The following is a 17,158-nucleotide window of genomic DNA, read 5'->3' as shown; positions in this document are numbered from 1 at the left end:
CCGGCTCGGCGACCGCCGTCCGGCGGCCGTGTTCCCGTCAGGCCCGCGTTGAATGTGACTGCGTGATCGCGGCGCTCTGGACGATGCGGCGCCGCCGGGGCCGAGGCTCCGGCGGCGCTGTCGTCTGTCGATGACTTGCGCGCCGCTATGGCGTAGCGCCACGTCAAAGCTTAAAAAGCCGGGCGCTCGTCTCGCGCACATCGACGAACCGGAGGGCAAATGGAGGAGATCGCCGCATCCATCGGCAATTACGTCGGCATTTCGGCGCCGACCGCCCGTCTCGCGATCGGTCATATTTTCGCGTTTCTGGAGAAGCGCGACGCGGCCATCGGCGCGGAGCTGATCGCGCGCGTTCCCGGCGGCCGCGAGACGGTCGAGGCGGCGCTCGCCGCGCCGCGCCGTGGCCTGCTCGGGCTGGCGCTCGGCGGCCTCGGGGCTCTGGTCGGGAAAAATCAGAAAGACGTGGTCGAGCTGACATCACGGCTGACCAGCATGGGCCTCTCCGCCGCGCAGCTGCAGAAGCTCGCCAAAGCGGTCTTCGTGCTCGCCGAGCAGGCGGTCGGCCGCCCCAAGCTGCAGACCATTACCGATACGATTCCGGGCTTCTCGAAATTTCTCTGGCCGAACGGCTGACGGAGCCGCTCGCCGCCCGTCGCGTCTTGGCGGGCGCAGGCGCAGCGGCCGCAGAGGCGGTGGGCGCAGCCTCCTGTCGGGGCGGCGTCGAGCCGGTGGCCATCAGATCGATTTCCGCGCGCTCCGCCTTTTGCAGAGGCGGAGCCGGATGCGATTCCACCGGCTGCAATTCCACCTGCCGAATCGTCGGCCTGGTCTCCTCGGCGGCGATCGCGGCCGGCTCGGTTCGCGTCGCGTCGAGATAGGCGCGTCCGGCGAAGAGCGGCGCGGCGAGCGTCGCTGTGACGAGAACGGCGCGCGCGAACGGCGATTTGCGCGGCGCGGCGGGCTCGCCGGCGCGCGCGGCCGATCGCGCCGCCAGAACGAGATCGCTGGCGGTTTGCGGCGAGGCCTTACGGAATCTCTCTCCGTCCGCGCGATAATTGCGGCCGACATGAAAGCGCATGGAAATTCAGTCCTGTTTGGTCTGGCAATGGTTGCGGAGCTTAAGGGACCAATGGTTAATTTTGATTCACCGTGAGACGCGCCGCCGGCGCCCCTACAGGCCGAGGCGTCCGGCCTTATATGACCGCCCATCGCAAACATGACGCTGGAGCGGCGACGCGATGACAGGAGACGTCCCGCAGAGCGTCGAACTATCGATTTGCGATCGGGAGCCGATCCATACGCCGGGTGCGATCCAGCCGCATGGCGTGCTTCTGGCCCTCGATCCGGACGATATGCGCATCGACCAGATCGCGGGCGACACGCAGGCGCTGCTCGGCGCCTCGCATAGCGCTCTGCTCGGCCAGAATGTGGAGGCGCGGCTCGGCGCGGTGGCGGCGACGCGGCTGACGCGCATCCTCGCCGACGAGGGGCCGCGCTCCTGCTTCGCCTTCGAGACGGAGGCGAGCGACGGTGCGGTCGCGCTCGAGGGCGTCGTCCATATAGGCGATGGCGTCATCCTCATCGAGCTGGAGCCGCGCCGCGCCGACGTCGAGCGCGATCCGCTCGGGCTCGTGCAAAAAATGCTCGCCGCGACGGCGTGCGCCGAGACCATAGAGGCCTATGCCGAGGCCATTGCGCGGGAGACGGCGAAGGCGACCGGCTTCGACCATGTGATGGTCTATCGCTTTCTGCCGGACGACTCGGGGAGCGTCATCGCCGAGACGGCGGCGGAGGGCTGCGATTCCTATCTCGGCCTGCGCTTTCCGGCCTCCGACATTCCGCAGCAGGCGCGCAAGCTCTATGTGACCAATTGGCTGCGTCTCATACCGGACGCGCGCTACACGCCGGCGCCGATAGAGCCGGCGCTCTCGCCTTCGACCGGCCGTCCGCTCGATCTCAGCTGCAGCATTTTGCGCAGCGTCTCGCCCGTGCATTTGCGCTATCTCGCCAATATGGGCGTGCGCGCCTCCATGTCCGTGTCGATCGTCGTCGGCGGCGAGCTGTTCGGTCTCGTCGCCTGTCACCATCGCACGCCGCATTTCCTCGATCTGCGCCGCCGCGCCGCCTGCGAGCTGTTCGCGCAGATGATCTCGCTCGAGTTTCAGAGCCGTCTCGAGGGTGAGACGTCAAAGCGGCGCATGCGCGCGGGCGAGGTGCAGAGCCGTCTCGTCGGCGCCATGTCCGGCCGCGGCGACCTCGCCGGCGCGCTGCTCGGCGGACAGCCCAATCTGCTCGATCTGATCGAGGCGGACGGCTGCGCGGTCTGCATCGATGGCGAATGCGTGACGCTCGGCCGCGCGCCTTCCGCCGCGCAGATTGGCGCGCTGGTCGGCTGGATTCACGAGCATGCGCAGCAGGGCGTGCTCGCGACCGACCGCCTGCCGCTCTCCTATGCGCCGGCGGAAGCCTATTGCGACGTCGCCTCCGGCGTGCTCGCCATCGCCGTCTCGCGCGCGCCGAAGGACTATGTGCTGTTCTTCCGCGGCGAGCTGCGGCAGGTCGTGCGCTGGGCTGGCAATCCGGCCAAGGCGGTGGAGGCGGATGGCGAGACGCTGACGCCGCGCGCCTCCTTCGAGGCCTGGGAGGAGACGGCGCGTCTGCAATCGCGCGCCTGGAGCGACACGGAAATCGAGATCGCGCGTTCGCTGCGCTCGTCGATCCTCGAGGTCTTCGTCCATGCGCTCGATCTCGCCCTGCGCGAGCGGCAGACGGCGCAGGCGCGTCAGGATTTTCTGATGGCCGAGCTCGAGCATCGCGTGAAGAACACGCTCTCGGTGATTCAGTCGCTGGTGCGCTTCACGGCGCGCTCCTCCGCTTCGCTCGAGGAGTTCAACGCGACATTGCAGAGCCGGCTGCTGATGATGGCGCGCGTGCAAAATCTGCTCACGCAGAGCCGATGGGAAGGCCTGTCGATCCGCGCCATCGTCGAGGACGAGCTCGCGCCCTTTCGCCAGGCGGCGGAGAACGCCTGCCATATCAGCGGCGAGCCGATCGCCTTGAAGCCCAAGGCGGCGCTCGCCGTCAGCATGGCGATCCACGAGCTCGCCACCAACGCCGCCAAATATGGCGCGCTCTCCACGCCGGGCGGCATGGTGCGCATCGATTGGCGCCGTCGCCGCGAGAAGGGCGCGGAGAACGTCGAGCTGAGCTGGAAGGAGAGCAAAGGCCCGAAGGTCGCGCCGCCGGAGCGCTCCGGCTTCGGGCGCATGCTGATCGAGCGCACGCTGGCGATCGATCTCGGCGGCGCGGCGGAGCTGAGCTTCGCCGCGAGCGGCGTCCAATGCCGCTTGCGCATTCCTGTCTCGCAGATCGCCTTCGCCAAGGGGCCGCGCGAGAGGGAGAAGCAGTCGCAAGGCGGAAGCGCCTGCGAGCCGCCCCCGCGAGCCCTGTCGCATCGCCGCGTTCTGCTGGTCGAGGACGCCGCGCTCGTCGCGCTCTCCGTCCGCGAGCTGCTGGAGGAATGGGGTATGGAGATCACGCATAGCTGCGCCACTGTCTGGGACGGCCTGCGCGCGGCGCTGCGGCCCGATTTCGACGTCGCTCTGCTCGACATAGATCTGGACGGCGAGCCGGTATGGCCGGTCGCCGATGCGCTGGCCCAGGCGCATGTCCCTTTCGTCTTCACCACGGGCTTCGAGAGCCGCATCGTGACGCCCGCGCGCTTCGCCGGCCGTCCCGTCGTCACCAAGCCCTATGCGCCGGAGAAGCTGGTGGGCGCTCTCTCGCGCGCAATGACGCAAGAGGCCTCGACACGCGCGGCCTCGCGGCGGCAGGCGTCGCGCGCGTGAGCGCCGCGGGCGAGATCGTCTCGCCGGCGCGAGCGGCGCTGCGCAACGCGACACGGGCGGCGCATCTGCGGCTGCATGCGCATCCCACGCTGGCGGCGCTCGCCGCGGGACGGATCGCGTCGTCGCAATATATGCGTTTGCTGGCGCGGCTCTACGGATTTCATCTGCCGTTCGAGCGCGCCCTGATCGAGGCCGCGCTCGGACATGGCGTCGATCTGCGCATCGACGCCCGCGCGCATCTCCTCACGCGCGATCTTTTCGATCTCGGCGCGAGCGGCGAATTCATCGCGCATCTGCCCCTGGCCGAAGCGCCGGCGCTCGGCGGGCCGGGCGAGTGGCTCGGCGCGCTCTATGTGCGCGAAGGATCGAGCCTCGGCGCGGCCTTTCTCGCCGCCGCGCTCGATCCGCTGCTCGGCGCAGGGTGCGCGCGCGGCCGACGCTTCCTCTCCGGCGGCGAGACGGAGGATTGGCGCCTCTGCTGCGCGGCGCTGGAGGCGGGCGCGGCGCGCGGCCTGCTGCCGGCGATGATCGACGGCGCGCAGGCGAGCTTTCACGCGCTCGAGCATTGGCTCGCCGATCAGGAATAGACGCGGTTCATTGCGCCACGACGGCGACGATGCGCGCCGGCCCGCCTGTGCCGCCGGAAATCTTCATCGGCAGAGCGAAGACAATGGCGCCGGTCGCCGGCAATTTGTCGAGATTGTCGAGATTCTCGAGCCCGGCGGCGTCGGCGCCGGCGACGATTCGATGCACCAGAAAATCCTGCGACGGCCCATTATCGACGCTCGCCGTATCTATGCCGATGAGCTTGGCGCGGCGATCGACGACGAGCAGCGCCGCCGCCTGCGCGCCATAGCCGGGGAAATGCAGATGCGTGGCGTCGCCGGGCGTATCATCGCCGAGATAGGCCTTGCGGTCGCTCCAGCGCGCGCTCCAGCCGGTGCGCAGCAGCACGATCGTGCCTTGCGGAATGCGCCCATGCGCTCCCTCCCATTCGGCGATGTCTTCCGGCGTCAGCGTGTAATCTGGATCGGCGGCGGCCTTGGCGCTCACATCGATGACGAAGGCCGGCCCGACGAAGCGATCGACGGGAATTTCGGCGCTGGTCCAATGGCCTCGAGCGAAATGCAATGGCGCGTCGAGATGCGTGCCGCCATGCTCGGGCGAGCAGAAGCTGTTCGCCGCATAGAAATAGCCGCGCTCGGTGAGGCCGTTGTGCAGCGATTTGAGCTCGAAGCCCGAGGGCGAGGTCGGCCAATAAATGGTTTTGGCGTCGAAGGAATGGGTGAGATCGACGATGGTCGATTTGGAGAGATCGAGGCTCTGGCCGAAGGCCGGCGCCGCGATCAGGGTTGAGAAAACGGCGGCCAGGACCAAGCCGCGGATCGGGTGATGCGCCATCGATCGATCTCCTCGCGAAAGAGGAGCGATCCTGCCATGCGCGAAAGCTCCGGCTCAATCGTGTGGAGGCCGGAGCGATCCCGTCAGGGCTCGAGGCTGCGCCAGCGGAACAGCAGGCCGGCCGTCAGCCCGCCGAGCAGCGGCGCCGCGAAGAACAGCCAGAGCTGTTCCAGCGCCTTGCCGCCGACGAACACCGCCGGGCCGAGCGAGCGCGCCGGATTGACGGAGGTGCCCGTCACGCGAATGAGCGCGATATGGATGACGACGAGCGCGAGGCCGATGGCCACGCCCGCCGAGGCGGTGCCGCCATTGGTCGAGGTCGCGCCAAGGATGACGACCAGAAACAGGAATGTGCCGACGAATTCCGCCAGAAAGGCCGAGGTCGTCGAAATATTGCTCCATCCATTCTGACCGAGGCCGGCGACGGCGACGTCATATCCGCCTTCGCGGCCTTTCAATATCGCGTAGAGGATCGCCGCGCCCGCGATGGCTCCGAGACATTGCGCGATGATGTAGCCGATCAGATTGAGCGTCGAGAGCCGCCCCGCGGACCAGACGCCGATCGAGACCGCCGGATTGATGTGGCAGCCCGAGACCGGCCCTATGCCATAAGCGAAGGCCGTCACTGTGAGGCCGAAGGCGAAGGCGATGGGCAGCACGGCGAGCGGGCCGATCCCTTGCGTCGAGCTCAGCACGCCGCCGAGCTCGCCGAGCGTCACCGAGCCGCATCCGAGCAGCACCAGAGCGCCTGCGCCGATCGCCTCGGCGACATATTTCTTCATTGTCATTCCGCACCTGTCATTTCGTGAAAATCTAATCCGCATCTTGTAAAAGTCGGATCGTCGTCGAAAATCAGCATCGCCGATGAACTGGAAATGAATAATCGCGCGGCGCTCGATGGGAGGAAACGGAATGTCGGGCTCTTCTTCCGCTCTGACGCATTCGCTCGATGTTTCGGCGTCGGCGCAGGGGCCGCTTTCGGGCGCGCGCTTCGTCGTCAAGGAGAACATCGACGTCGAGGGCCTCGTCTCCGCCAATGGTCAGCCGACATGGGCGGCGACTCATGCGCCCGCCGCGATGAACGCGCCCGTCGTCGATCGGCTGCTCGCTTGCGGCGCGCGGCTGGTCGGCAAGGCGCATATGGACGAGATGGCCTATAGCCTGCTCGGCGCCAACGCCCATTACGGGACGCCCGTAAATCCCGCCGCGCCGGATCGCCATCCGGGCGGCTCCTCCTCCGGCTCGGCGGCGGCTGTCGCGGCGGGCCTCGCCGATTTCGCGCTGGGCACGGATACGGCCGGCTCCTGCCGCGCGCCGGCGGCCTTTTGCGGAATTTACGGATTTCGCTCCTCGCATGGCGCGATTTGCGTGAATGGCGTCGTTCCGCTCGCCGCCTCGCTCGACGTCATCGGCTGGTTCGCGCGCGATATCGATCTCATGGCGCGGGTCGGCGACGCGCTGCTGCCGCGCGATCTCACGCAAGGCGCATTCGACGAGGCTGTCTTCCTCGACGAGACTTTCGCGCAATGCGACGCCGAGACCGCCGCCGCCATGGCGCCGGCGCGCGCCATCGTCGCGCAAGGATTTTCCGAGCGAGACGCGGCGCTGGGCGAGGAATTCTGGGCCGAGTCGCTGCGTCATTTCCGCAATCTCCAGGCCTATGAGGCCTGGGGCGCGCATGGCGCCTGGATCGCGGCCGCGCGGCCGCAATTCGGTCCCGGCATTGCAGAGCGTTTCGACATGGCGTCGAGAGTGACGCCTGCCGCCAAAGCCGAGGCCGACGCTTTTCGTCGCGATGGGCGCGCGCGTGTCGCGGCCATGTTCGGCGAGAACAGCCTCATCGTCGTTCCGACGACGCCTTTCGTCTCGCCGCGGCTGGGCGAGAGCGAGGAAGCGCTCGACGCCAAGCGCTATCAGATGTTCCGCACCTTTCTCTTCGCCAGCTTCTTCGGCCTGCCGCAGATCAGCGTTCCGCTTTCGCGGCCCGCGGGCGCGCCGCCGCTCGCGATTTCGTTGATCGGCCCGCGCTGGTCGGACCGTCGGCTGATCGCCGCGGCGCGGGGACTTTCGGGGCTGTAGCCTTTTCCGCCAGCACATTGTCGACGCCCCAGCGGAACAAGAGCGCCAGCACCGGCTCCAGCGAGCGGCCGCGCTCGGTGAGGCTGTATTCCACGCGCGGCGGCACTTCTGCATAGACGTGGCGCGAGATCATGCGATCGCGCTCGAGATCGCGCAATTGCTGCGTGAGCGTGCGCTGCGTGATCGTTTTCAGCAGCCGCTGCAATTCGGAAAAGCGCTTGGTTCCATCGGCGAGACGGAACAGGATCGACGGCTTCCATTTGCCGCCGATGATATCCATCGCGCCCTCGATCGGGCATTCGTCATATTCTACGTGGCGCTGCTTGCGCATGGGTTGGTATCCAATATTGCTGTATGGGCGGCATATGTCAGTATATGCGAAATTTCTGCGTACTTCACCAATGAAAAGCGTTCCGCTACCTTCGCGTCGTCTTTGATCCTAGAGGAGCGCGACACGCTATGACCAACGCAATTTCTCCCGAACTCTATTGGACCGTGCTGACCGCCGGCCTCGCCTCGGTCTTGTGGATTCCCTATATTCTACAGCGCATTTTGCAGCTGGGACCGATCGAGGCCTTCCGCGATCCGTTGCATGACGTCGCCACCAAGGCGCCCTGGGCGCAGCGCGCCAAGAGCGCCCATACGAATATGATCGAAAATCTCGTCGTCTTCGCCGTGCTCGCATTGACGATTCAGATCATCGGCGGCGGCACGTCGGCGACGGCGCTCGCTGCGCTCTTGTTCTTCGCCTCGCGCGCGGCGCATTATGTCGTCTACACGCTGGGCCTGCCGTGGGTGCGCACGCCGATGTTCCTCATCGGCTTCTTCTGTCAGCTCACGCTGCTCTTCGCTGTTCTGGCGCGTGGGTGACATTTCCCGTCATTGCGAGCGGAGCGAAGCAATCCAGAGTCGTCGGGCGGCCCCTGGATCGCTTCGCTTCGCTCGCGATGACCGCTTTTTTTGGCGGCCTCAATCCGATCCATGCTCCACCGACAGCAGCTTCAAAATGCGTTTCGACAGCGAATCCCGCACGGCGCGATAGGACTCCATGATCGTCTCGCGCGAGCCGCTGGTCGCGGTGGCGTCGAGCGTCGGCCAATAGACGACATCGACCGCCATAGCGCGCGTGAATTCCAGCGCCTTGTGATGCGATTCCGGCGACAAAGTGACGATGAGATCGAAGTTGGAATCTTCCAAATCCTCGAAAGTGTGCGGCTTGTGGCGGGAGATGTCGACGCCGATCTCGTCCATCGCGGCTATGGCGAAAGGGTCGCTCTCGCCGCGCTTCAGCCCTGCGGAGGCGAAATAGATCTCGCGGCCGAAATAGTGACGCCCCAGCGCCTCCGCCATGGGCGAGCGAACGGCGTTCTGCGTGCAGGCGAACAGCACGGCGCTCGGCCGCGATAGGGGTCCGCCTCCCTCCGGCATGGGCTCAGCCCTTCCAATGCAGGGCCGTGACCAGCGTGAAGAGGCGGCGCGCGGTGTCCGAGTCGCAGTCGATCTTGCCCTTCAGCCGTTCGGCGAGCAGGGCCGCACCTTCATTGTGCAGCCCGCGCCGGCCCATGTCGATCGCCTCGATCCGGCTCGGCGTCGCGGTGCGGATCGCGGCGTAATAGGTCTCGCAAACCAGAAAATAATCTTTCAGCAGGCGCTTGAAGGGCGTCAGCGACAAAATATGCGTGACGATCGTGGCGCCGGCTTCGTCGCGCACGTCGAAGACGAGCTTGGCGTCATGCAGGGCGATGACGAGGGCGTAAGGCCCGCCGTCATGCCCTTCCAGCGCGAAGCTGTTGTCCTCGATGAGATCATAGATGGCGATGGCGCGCTCATGCTCCTGATCCGCCGTGCCGCGCCCGATGGATGCCTCATCGAGCGTGACGGAGATCAGCCGCTTGGTCGCGCTTGTCGACACCTCACGCCCCGCGCTGATCGAGGCGCACGGCCACAGAGCGCGCATGCGCCTGAAGCCGCTCGGCGTCGCCGAGAGCGACGGCGGCGGGGCCGATCTCCTTCAGCGAGGCGGCGTCGCATTTCAGGATCGACGTGCGCTTCACGAAATCCAGCACGCTGAGGCCCGACGAGAATCGCGCCGAGCGCGCCGTCGGCAGAACGTGATTGGAGCCGCCGACATAATCGCCGATCGCCTCGGGCGTATAGGCGCCGATGAAGATGGCGCCGGCGTTGCGCACCTTCGCCGCTAATTCCTCGGCGTCTTCCGAGACGATCTCCAAATGCTCGGCGGCGATGCGGTCGGCGAGCGGAATGGAGTCGGCGAGGCTCTTGGTCACAATGATCGCGCCATAGTCGCGCCAGCTCTTGGAGGCGATCTCGAAGCGCGAGAGCGTCGCCAGCTGGCGCTCCACGGCGGCGGCGGTCGCCTCGGCGAAGGAAGGATCGTCGGTGATGAGGATCGACTGCGCCGATTCGTCGTGCTCCGCCTGGGCGAGCAGATCGATCGCCACCCAATCGGGATTGGCGGTCTTATCGGCGAGCACGAGAATTTCCGAGGGGCCGGCGATCATGTCGATGCCGACGAGGCCGAAGACGCGGCGCTTGGCGGCCGCAACCCAGGCGTTGCCGGGGCCGACGATCTTGGCCACGGGGCGAATGGTCTTGGTGCCATAGGCCAGCGCAGCGACGGCCTGCGCGCCGCCGACGCGATAGACCTCGTCGACGCCGGCGCGCTTGGCGGCGGCCAGCACCAGCGGGTCGATCACCCCATGCGGGGCGGGGACCACCATCACCAGCCGATCGACGCCGGCCACCTTGGCCGGCACGGCGTTCATCAGCACGGAGGAGGGGTAGGAGGCGGTGCCGCCCGGCACATAGAGGCCGACCGATTCGAGCGCGCTCCAGCGCCAGCCGAGCTCGACGCCGGCCTCGTCCTTATAGCGCAGGTCCTGCGGCCGCTGGCGCTCGTGGAAGGCTTTGATGCGGGCGTGGGCGAGATCGAGGGCGGCCAGCGTCTCCTTCGGCACCTTGGCCTCGGCCGCGTCGATTTCCGCTTTCGTCAGGGCGATGCCGGTCTGCGCGAGGTCGATATGGTCGAAGCGCTTGGAATAATCGATGAGCGCCTCGTCGCCGCGGGCGGCCACATCCTCGATAATGCCGCGGACGGTGTCGTCGACGTCCTGGGCGGCCTCGCGCTTCGTCGCCAGCAGCGCGGTGAAGCGCTCCTCGAAATCCGCCGCCGACGCATCCAATCGCCAAGTCATGTTCTTCTCCAACCGGTATTTCCGGTTGTCATGACCCTCCCTCGCCGTCTTCGTCAAGCTCATGTGACGGACAGGCCTTCGCGGCCCAGCGCGGTCCGAGGTCCTGGAGGCGGGCCTCGACGCATTCCACATCGAGCGAAATCGCCGCGCCGCCGGCGAAAACCAGCGTGACGACGCCCCCCGGCGGCTCGACGGCGGGCTCGAAAGTGACGGCAAGAAGATCCAAAATCGCTTCGGGCTCGGCGCGGGGGATTTTGAGCTGGCGCACCCGCCGCACCCCGTCGAAATGGACGCCGGAATGGCAGCGCTCGCGTTTGCCCTGCTCGGCGGCGGCCCAATCATAGCGGCAGCCGAGAAAGGCGAAGCGCCGCTGCTCGGGCAGAAAGGCGATGTCGCCGACGCGGACCAGCGCGTCCTGAAGCAAAGCGGAGAGGCAGGAGAGGTCCTCGGCGTCCATTGCCTGGAGCCTCAGACCATCGGACTGTGGCGATGACGAGCGCTTGAACATGGAGTGGGCCTCCTGTTCGAGCATATGGCGAGCGCCGTTTCGCTGCGCAACCGCGCCGCTGAGGCGATGGCGGACGCCGAGTGGAAGTTTGCCGCGTGGTTTCAAAAGAGTGACCCCTGGTCGCCGCCGCCCTTGTCTTTTCCGCGCTTCGGCCGTGCGGCAGGGGCCGGAGCGGGAGGCGGCGCATCCCCATCCGCCTGCGCGGCGACATGGCCGTCGGAAAATTGCACATCCAGCCTTTGGCCCGGCGCGACGTCCGACGCCTGCCGCAGCAGCGCGCCCGTCTCGTCGCGCACCAGAGCGAAGCCGCGCGCCAGCACCTGCTCATAGCCGAGCGTCATGCGCAGCTGGTCGAGCCGGTCGAGCCGCGCCTTCCGCTCGTCGAGGATGCGGATGAAGGCCGAGCGCAGCCGCTGCTCGGCATGGTCGAGGCGCCTTTGCGCGCCTTCGGCCTCTCGGCGGGAGAGGGCGAGGCGGGCGGCGAGGCCCTGCCGCAGGCGCGCCTGGAGGCCCTTCAGCCGCTCGGAGGCGCGCGCCAGCTCCGCCTGCGGCGAATGGCGGGCCAGCACATGGGAGACGCGCGAGAGCGCGAGGCGGCGGCCGTCCAGCGCGCGGCGCAGATTGCCGCGCAGCCGCTCGCCGGCGCGATCGGCGCGCTGGGCGGGCGCGAGCAGCAATTGCGCCCCCGCCGGCAGCACGCGCTGCAGAGAGGCGAGCTGCCGGCGATTGGCGTCCAGAAGCCGCCGCTCCGCCCCGGCGAGGCGGCGGGCGAGCGTCGCCGTATGCTCCACTAGCTCGGCGCGCACCGGCACGCATTTTTCCGCCGCGCCCGTGGGCGTGGGGGCGCGCAGATCGGCGACGAAATCGATGAGCGTGGTGTCGGTCTCATGGCCGATCGCCGAGACCAGCGGAATGGCGCTCGCCGCCGCCGCGCGCACCACGATTTCCTCATTGAAGCCGAACAAATCCTCGAGCGAGCCGCCGCCGCGCGCGACGATCAGCACATCCGGCCGCGGAATTGCCCCGCCCACGGGCAGAGCGTTGAAGCCATCTATCGCCGCGGCGACCTCTGCGGCGCAGGTCTCGCCCTGCACACGCACCGGCCAGACCAGCACGCGGCGCGGAAAACGATCCAGCAGCCGGTGCAGAATATCGCGAATCACCGCGCCGGTCGGCGAGGTGACGACGCCCACGACGAGGGGCAGAAAGGGCAGGGGCTTTTTGCGCTCGGCGTCGAACAGCCCCTCGGCGGCGAGGCGCTTGCGCCGCTCATCCAGCAGCGCCATCAGCGCGCCGGCGCCGGCCGGCTCCAGCGTCTCGATGACGATCTGATAGGAGGATTTGCCCGGAAACGTGCTGATCTTGCCGGTGGCGACGACCTCGAGCCCCTCCTGCGGCTTCACGCGCAGGCGCAGGAAGGTCATCTTCCAGATCACGGCGTCGAGGCGGGCGTTCTGGTCCTTGAGGCTGAAATAGACATGGCCGGAGGAATGCGGTCCCCGATAATTGGTGATCTCGCCGCGCACGCGCACATGGCCGAAGCGATCCTCCACCGTGCGCTTCAGGGCATTGGCGAGCTCGGAGACGGAGAGCTCCGGCACATTCGGCCCGGCGGCGATCGGCGGGGCGGGATCGTCGGCCTCTGGGGCGGGGGATTTGGCGGGACGCTTGGCCATGAGGGAGATATGGCCGATTTTGCGCCGTCTCGCGAGGGGGCCTCGGCCCTCGTCCAGAGGATTGCGCGGGCTTCCGCAAAAAGAAAAGGCGCGAGGCTCTCGCGAGCCGCGCGCCCTAAGGCTTCGGAGAAGCGCTTCCGATCAGTATTTGCGGACCAGCGGGCCAGGAGGCGCCATCAGCATCGGCGGCGGCGCCATCAGCGCGTAGCGGAAGCCGAGGCGAATGTCGTGCGAGGAGACGTCGAAATACTGGCGCTCGCCCGCGCAGCCGGCGGCGGCGCAGCCGATCACATTGGTCTGGAACCTGCCCATGTCGAGATAGCGATAGCCGAGCTCGACCTTGAAATTGGGCGTGACGCTATAGGCGAGGCCCGCGCCGACGGCCCAGGCGAAATTGGCGCGGCTCGAATCCCGGGCGGCGCCATAGCCGCCGGTCTGGGGTCCGTAATCGGTGAGATTGTCGAGCCAGTTCACGGCGACGCCGACGCCGCCGCCGACATAGGGCGTTATGCCCCACCAGGTTCCGAGATCGACATAGCCATTGGCGAGAAAGACGGCCGCGCGATGCTGCGCATTGTAGATATCCTGGCAGCGCGCGCCGACGAATCCGCAATTGGCGGTCCAAATGTCGGTGTAGCTTTGCGTCGAGCGATAATTGGAGGCGGTGCGATATTCGCCGGTTACATCGGCGCGAAACCAGCTGTTGAACTGATAGCCGACGCCGGCGCCGATGAAGGCGCTGTCGCCGATCGAACGCTGCTCGAATTGCGGGGCGATCACCGTCACGGTCGGACTGAAGGTCGAGCGCAGATCGGAAATCTGATTGATGCCGACGCCGACGTCGCCGCGCAGATACCAGCCGCCGAAATCGGCGGGCGGCGGCGGCTCCACGATCGGCGGAGGCGGCGGCAGCAGCAGATCGGCGGCGAATGCGCCCGTGGTCATTGTCATGGCGGAAGCGAACGCGGCCGCTATGAAGAGGGCTCTCGTCTTGCCCATTTATGTCTTCCCTTCACGATAGAGGACCGCGGCGCGGACCCTTGGCGCTACGCCAATGTGAAGGAAGATTGAGCGAGAACGCTTAAAGTGGAGTTAACCTTACTGGCGATGTACCTACGTGAGCTGCAGGTGGCGAATAGCGAGTAGCGAATAGCAAATCGGCTACTCCCTACTCGCTACTCGCTCGAAACGTCACGCCGCCTCCGCCCGCGTGAGCGCGTCGCAAATATCGTCCACGACGCTGCCGACGATCTCCGGATCGTCGCCTTCGCCCATCACGCGAATGACCGGCTCTGTGCCCGAGGGGCGGATGACGAGACGGCCCGAGCCCTCGAGGCGGCGGCGGCCCGCCTCGATCGCCGCGACGACGGGCGCCTGCTCCAGCGAACGCGCGCCGCGCGCCCGCACATTTTTGAGCACTTGCGGCAGCGGCTCGAAGCAGCGGCACACTTCGCTCACATTGCGATTCAGCTTCTTCACCGCGGCGAGCGCCTGCATGGCGGTGACGAGGCCGTCGCCGGTGGTGCCGTAATCGGAGAGGATCACATGGCCCGATTGCTCGCCGCCGAGATTGTAACCGAGCTCGCGCATGCGCTCGATCACATAGCGGTCTCCGACGGCGGTGCGCTCGAGATTCAAGCCGAGCCCCTGCAAATGGCGCTCGAAGCCGAGATTGGACATGATGGTCGCGACGACGCCGGGCTTGGCGAGCAGCCCCTCGTCGCGCCAGCTGCGCGCGACCACCGCCATCAGCTGATCGCCGTCGATCACATGGCCGAGCTCGTCGACCATGATGACGCGATCGGCGTCGCCGTCGAGCGCTATGCCGACATCGGCGCGCATCTCGCGCACCTTGTCGCGTAGCGCTTGCGGGGCGGTCGAGCCGACGTCGCGATTGATGTTGAAGCCGTCTGGCTGGTCGCCGATGGTGATGACCTCGGCGCCGAGCTCCCACAGCGCTTCCGGCGCGACCTTATAGGCGGCGCCATTGGCGCAATCGAGCACGACGCGCATCCCCTCGAAGCTCATGTTCCGCGGCAGCGTGCGCTTGGCGTATTCGATATAGCGGGCGCGCACATCCTCGACGCGCTTGGCGCGGCCGAGCTCGTGCGGCCCGGCGAGCCGGCTGGTCAGATCGCGGTCGAGCAGCTTCTCGATCTCCGCCTCGGTCTCATCGGAGAGCTTATAGGCGTCCGGGCCGAACAGCTTGATGCCATTGTCCTCGTAGAGATTGTGCGAGGCCGAGATCATCACGCCGAGATCGGCGCGCATGGAGCGCGTCAGCATGGCGACGGCCGGCGTCGGCATGGGGCCGAGCAGCAGCACCTCCATGCCGACGGAGGTGAAGCCGGCGACCAGCGCATATTCGATCATATAGCCGGAGAGCCGCGTGTCCTTGCCGATGACGACGCGGTGGCGCCTCTCGCTGTCACGATTGAAGACGAGGCCGGCGGCCTGGCCGACCTTGAGGGCGAGCTCGGGCGTGATCTTCTGATTGGCGCGTCCGCGAATGCCGTCGGTGCCGAAATAGCTGCGCGTCATTGCTTGTCGTTCTCCGGGAAACGGCGGGGCGGCGACGCCCGAAAGGCGCGAGAGTCGCCGCCGCGCCAACTCGACCTCGAGATTGTGGGCGTTTTCGGTCCAAACGCCGACCCTGCGGGCATGATCGGAAAAGGATATGAAGAAATATCGTCATCCATACTGGCCGCTTCCATCGCCTTTCGCGTCCTGTGGTTAATGCGTATTCCCGAACGCGGCCCGGAACGCGCCGCGCCGCCGCTTCGCTCTGCGAGCGGACGGGGCTATGTTCGTGCAAGCTAACATGATCCGGGGGGCTCGATGAAGGTCGTCATCTATCATAATCCCGCCTGCGGCACGTCTCGCAAGGTGCTGGCGCGGCTGAAGGAGGCCGGGCTCGAGCCCGAGATCGTGCAATATCTGAAAACGCCGCCGGACCGAAAGACGCTGAAGGCGGTGCTGAAGCAGATGGGCAAGGGCGTGAGGGACATACTGCGCAAGCGCGGCACGCCCTATGAGGAGCTCGGCCTCGGCGATCCTTCGGTGAAGGACGAGGCGATTTTCGACGCGATCGAGAAGAATCCGATTTTGATCGAGCGGCCGATCGTCGTCATCGGCGACAAGGCCGTGCTGTGCCGCCCGCCGGAGGCGGTCGAAGCGCTGCTCGCGTGAGCGGTCCGATCGGCGCGGCGACGTTCCTCGCCTATATCGGCGCCGCCTTCGCCGAGATCGGCGGCTGCTTCGCCTTCTGGGCCTGGGCGCGGCTCGGCAAATCGCCGCTCTGGCTCGCGCCGGGCGCGCTGTCGCTCTTTGCTTTCGCGTTTTTGCTCACGCGCGTCGAGGCGGAGGCGGCCGGCCGCGCCTATGCCGCCTATGGCGGCGTCTATATCGCCGCCTCGCTGCTCTGGCTGTGGACCGTGGAAGGCGTGTGGCCGGATCGCTGGGACGTCGCCGGCGCGGCGTTCTGCCTCGCGGGGGCGGCGTTGATCCTCCTCGGCCCGCGTGCTGGATAGTATGAGACGCTATCTCATTGATTGCGCGGAATCACGATGATGAACTCCCGGTTGCCGGCAGTTAGAGTCCGCCTCGTGATTCGTTCGCGTGCGTAGCGGAGACGCCATCATGGATTTGTTCGTGGTACTTGTTTCGATCGGCTGCGGCTTCTGGGCGGGCTACACTTTCCGGGAGCATATTTCGAGACGGCGCAGAATGCGTTGGCAGGCCGAGCAGCGTCTGGGGGCGAGGGCCTTCTATAGCGCCGTGTTCTGAAAAACATGGCCGTCGACAAAAAAGCCCGGCCCTTTTGGGGCCGGGCTTTTCCAATTCGAACCCGCTTCGATCACACCGGATGCGGCTCCAGACCGCCCGCGTCCGGCTCCGGCGAAGGCCGGGTGCGGCCCGTCGACGGCACCGGCGAGGGGCGGGCCGGCGGCGCGGCCGGCGGCAGATCCTCGCGCACGGGGCGCTTCCCTTGCAGCAGGCCGATCAGCTCCTCGCCGGTCAGCGTCTCGAACTCCAGCAGGCCATTGGCCAGCACGTCGAGGTCGGCGCGCTTCTCGGTGAGGATGCGCTTGGCGTCGTCATAGCCTTCCTGCACCAGACGCCGCACCTCCGAGTCGATCGTCTGCTGCGTCGCCTCGGAGAGCGTCTGCGTGCGGCCCATCGAATAGCCGAGGAACTGCTCCTGCTGCGGCTCGGCATAGGCCACTGTGCCGAGCTTGTCGGAGAATCCGAGCTGCGTCACCATCGCCCGCGCGATGCGCGTGCATTGCTGAATGTCGCTCGCCGCGCCCGACGTCACCTTGTCGTGGCCGAACACCAGCTCTTCCGCCACGCGCCCGCCCATCGCCAATGCGAGCATGGCGATGAGCTGCTCATAGCTCTGCGAGATCTGGTCGCGCTCCGGCAGGCCCT

The 17,158-nt window shown here is 67.0% G+C and carries 19 protein-coding genes and 1 pseudogene; 8 read left to right on the top strand and 12 right to left on the bottom strand.

What is annotated here, in order from left to right:
* The first annotated feature begins 219 nt into the window (after window positions 1–219).
* Complete coding sequence (locus A1351_RS20195) at window positions 220–633, top strand: hypothetical protein (RefSeq protein ID WP_026598416.1); 414 nt, start codon at window positions 220–222, stop codon at window positions 631–633.
* Here the strand turns inward: A1351_RS20195 and A1351_RS20190 are convergent.
* Window positions 584–1,078 carry a hypothetical protein gene (locus A1351_RS20190; protein ID WP_024879606.1) on the bottom strand — a complete coding sequence of 165 codons (495 nt, stop codon included), beginning with the start codon at window positions 1,076–1,078 and terminating at the stop codon, window positions 584–586. The two genes, A1351_RS20195 and A1351_RS20190, sit on opposite strands and share 50 nt — an antisense overlap.
* Before the next feature lie 160 nt (window positions 1,079–1,238).
* Here A1351_RS20190 and A1351_RS20185 point away from each other — a divergent pair, with 160 nt between their 5' ends.
* Together A1351_RS20185 and A1351_RS20180 are read left to right on the top strand one after the other, a co-directional pair.
* A complete protein-coding gene (locus A1351_RS20185) occupies window positions 1,239–3,848 on the top strand; it encodes an HWE histidine kinase domain-containing protein (protein ID WP_024879607.1) in 2,610 nt (869 codons plus the stop codon).
* Entirely contained in the window at window positions 3,845–4,435 is a 591-nt protein-coding gene (locus tag A1351_RS20180) for a biliverdin-producing heme oxygenase (RefSeq protein ID WP_024879608.1), read from the top strand. The genes A1351_RS20185 and A1351_RS20180 overlap by 4 nt, the downstream gene beginning before the upstream one ends.
* Window positions 4,436–4,442: 7 nt before the next feature.
* On the opposite strand, the gene A1351_RS20175 is transcribed toward A1351_RS20180, so the two are convergent.
* Both A1351_RS20175 and A1351_RS20170 read right to left on the bottom strand, forming a co-directional pair.
* Window positions 4,443–5,249 (bottom strand): cyclase family protein, encoded by an 807-nt coding sequence (locus A1351_RS20175; RefSeq protein WP_024879609.1) that lies wholly within the window; start codon window positions 5,247–5,249, stop codon window positions 4,443–4,445.
* A gap of 83 nt (window positions 5,250–5,332) precedes the next feature.
* Window positions 5,333–6,031: an aquaporin gene (locus tag A1351_RS20170; RefSeq protein WP_024879610.1), complete on the bottom strand. Its 699-nt coding sequence runs from the start codon at window positions 6,029–6,031 to the stop codon at window positions 5,333–5,335.
* 130 nt (window positions 6,032–6,161) lie between these two features.
* On the opposite strand from A1351_RS20170, the gene A1351_RS20165 reads away from it, so the two are divergent.
* Entirely contained in the window at window positions 6,162–7,328 is a 1,167-nt protein-coding gene (locus tag A1351_RS20165) for an amidase (RefSeq protein WP_064033768.1), read from the top strand.
* On the opposite strand, the gene A1351_RS24155 is transcribed toward A1351_RS20165, so the two are convergent.
* Window positions 7,213–7,659 carry a helix-turn-helix domain-containing protein gene (locus A1351_RS24155; protein ID WP_134188239.1) on the bottom strand — a complete coding sequence of 149 codons (447 nt, stop codon included), beginning with the start codon at window positions 7,657–7,659 and terminating at the stop codon, window positions 7,213–7,215. The genes A1351_RS20165 and A1351_RS24155 overlap by 116 nt on opposite strands.
* 128 nt (window positions 7,660–7,787) lie before the next feature.
* Between A1351_RS24155 and A1351_RS20160 the strand changes: the two genes are divergently transcribed.
* Window positions 7,788–8,198 carry an MAPEG family protein gene (locus A1351_RS20160; RefSeq protein ID WP_051465397.1) on the top strand — a complete coding sequence of 137 codons (411 nt, stop codon included), beginning with the start codon at window positions 7,788–7,790 and terminating at the stop codon, window positions 8,196–8,198.
* A 99-nt stretch (window positions 8,199–8,297) separates the two neighbouring features.
* On the opposite strand, the gene A1351_RS20155 is transcribed toward A1351_RS20160, so the two are convergent.
* The 7 genes from A1351_RS20155 to glmM form a co-directional block, all read right to left on the bottom strand.
* Window positions 8,298–8,756 (bottom strand): low molecular weight phosphatase family protein, encoded by a 459-nt coding sequence (locus A1351_RS20155; protein ID WP_024879614.1) that lies wholly within the window; start codon window positions 8,754–8,756, stop codon window positions 8,298–8,300.
* A gap of 4 nt (window positions 8,757–8,760) precedes the next feature.
* Complete coding sequence (locus tag A1351_RS20150) at window positions 8,761–9,285, bottom strand: UPF0262 family protein (protein ID WP_253203546.1); 525 nt, start codon at window positions 9,283–9,285, stop codon at window positions 8,761–8,763.
* Complete coding sequence (gene hisD, locus A1351_RS20145) at window positions 9,242–10,543, bottom strand: histidinol dehydrogenase (RefSeq protein ID WP_064033777.1); 1,302 nt, start codon at window positions 10,541–10,543, stop codon at window positions 9,242–9,244. The genes A1351_RS20150 and hisD overlap by 44 nt, the downstream gene beginning before the upstream one ends.
* A gap of 28 nt (window positions 10,544–10,571) precedes the next feature.
* Entirely contained in the window at window positions 10,572–11,051 is a 480-nt protein-coding gene (locus tag A1351_RS20140) for a DUF2948 family protein (RefSeq protein ID WP_024879617.1), read from the bottom strand.
* A 101-nt stretch (window positions 11,052–11,152) separates the two neighbouring features.
* On the bottom strand, window positions 11,153–12,727 hold the full coding sequence (xseA, locus tag A1351_RS20135; protein WP_064033767.1) for an exodeoxyribonuclease VII large subunit: 1,575 nt from the start codon (window positions 12,725–12,727) through the stop codon (window positions 11,153–11,155).
* A gap of 141 nt (window positions 12,728–12,868) precedes the next feature.
* Window positions 12,869–13,726, bottom strand: coding sequence for an outer membrane protein (locus A1351_RS20130; RefSeq protein ID WP_024879619.1), 858 nt, complete (start codon window positions 13,724–13,726; stop codon window positions 12,869–12,871).
* A gap of 192 nt (window positions 13,727–13,918) precedes the next feature.
* Window positions 13,919–15,268, bottom strand: coding sequence for a phosphoglucosamine mutase (gene glmM, locus A1351_RS20125; protein ID WP_024879620.1), 1,350 nt, complete (start codon window positions 15,266–15,268; stop codon window positions 13,919–13,921).
* A gap of 297 nt (window positions 15,269–15,565) precedes the next feature.
* Between glmM and arsC the strand changes: the two genes are divergently transcribed.
* From arsC to A1351_RS24945, 3 genes are all read left to right on the top strand, one after another.
* On the top strand, window positions 15,566–15,916 hold the full coding sequence (gene arsC, locus A1351_RS20120) for an arsenate reductase (glutaredoxin) (protein WP_024879621.1): 351 nt from the start codon (window positions 15,566–15,568) through the stop codon (window positions 15,914–15,916).
* 8 nt (window positions 15,917–15,924) lie between these two features.
* On the top strand, window positions 15,925–16,257 hold the full coding sequence (locus A1351_RS20115) for a YnfA family protein (RefSeq protein WP_026598430.1): 333 nt from the start codon (window positions 15,925–15,927) through the stop codon (window positions 16,255–16,257).
* A 109-nt stretch (window positions 16,258–16,366) separates the two neighbouring features.
* On the top strand, window positions 16,367–16,513 hold the full coding sequence (locus A1351_RS24945; protein WP_157096409.1) for a hypothetical protein: 147 nt from the start codon (window positions 16,367–16,369) through the stop codon (window positions 16,511–16,513).
* Between the two features lie 70 nt (window positions 16,514–16,583).
* On the opposite strand, the pseudogene A1351_RS20110 reads toward A1351_RS24945, so the two are convergent.
* Window positions 16,584–17,158, bottom strand: a pseudogene (locus A1351_RS20110) (cell division protein FtsH); the annotation flags it as partial.

The sequence above is a fragment of the Methylosinus sp. R-45379 genome (genome assembly GCF_001644125.1).
Taxonomy (GTDB): domain Bacteria; phylum Pseudomonadota; class Alphaproteobacteria; order Rhizobiales; family Beijerinckiaceae; genus Methylosinus.
Note: the sequence above shows the minus strand (reverse complement) of the source record. Positions and strands in the feature narration are given on the sequence as shown.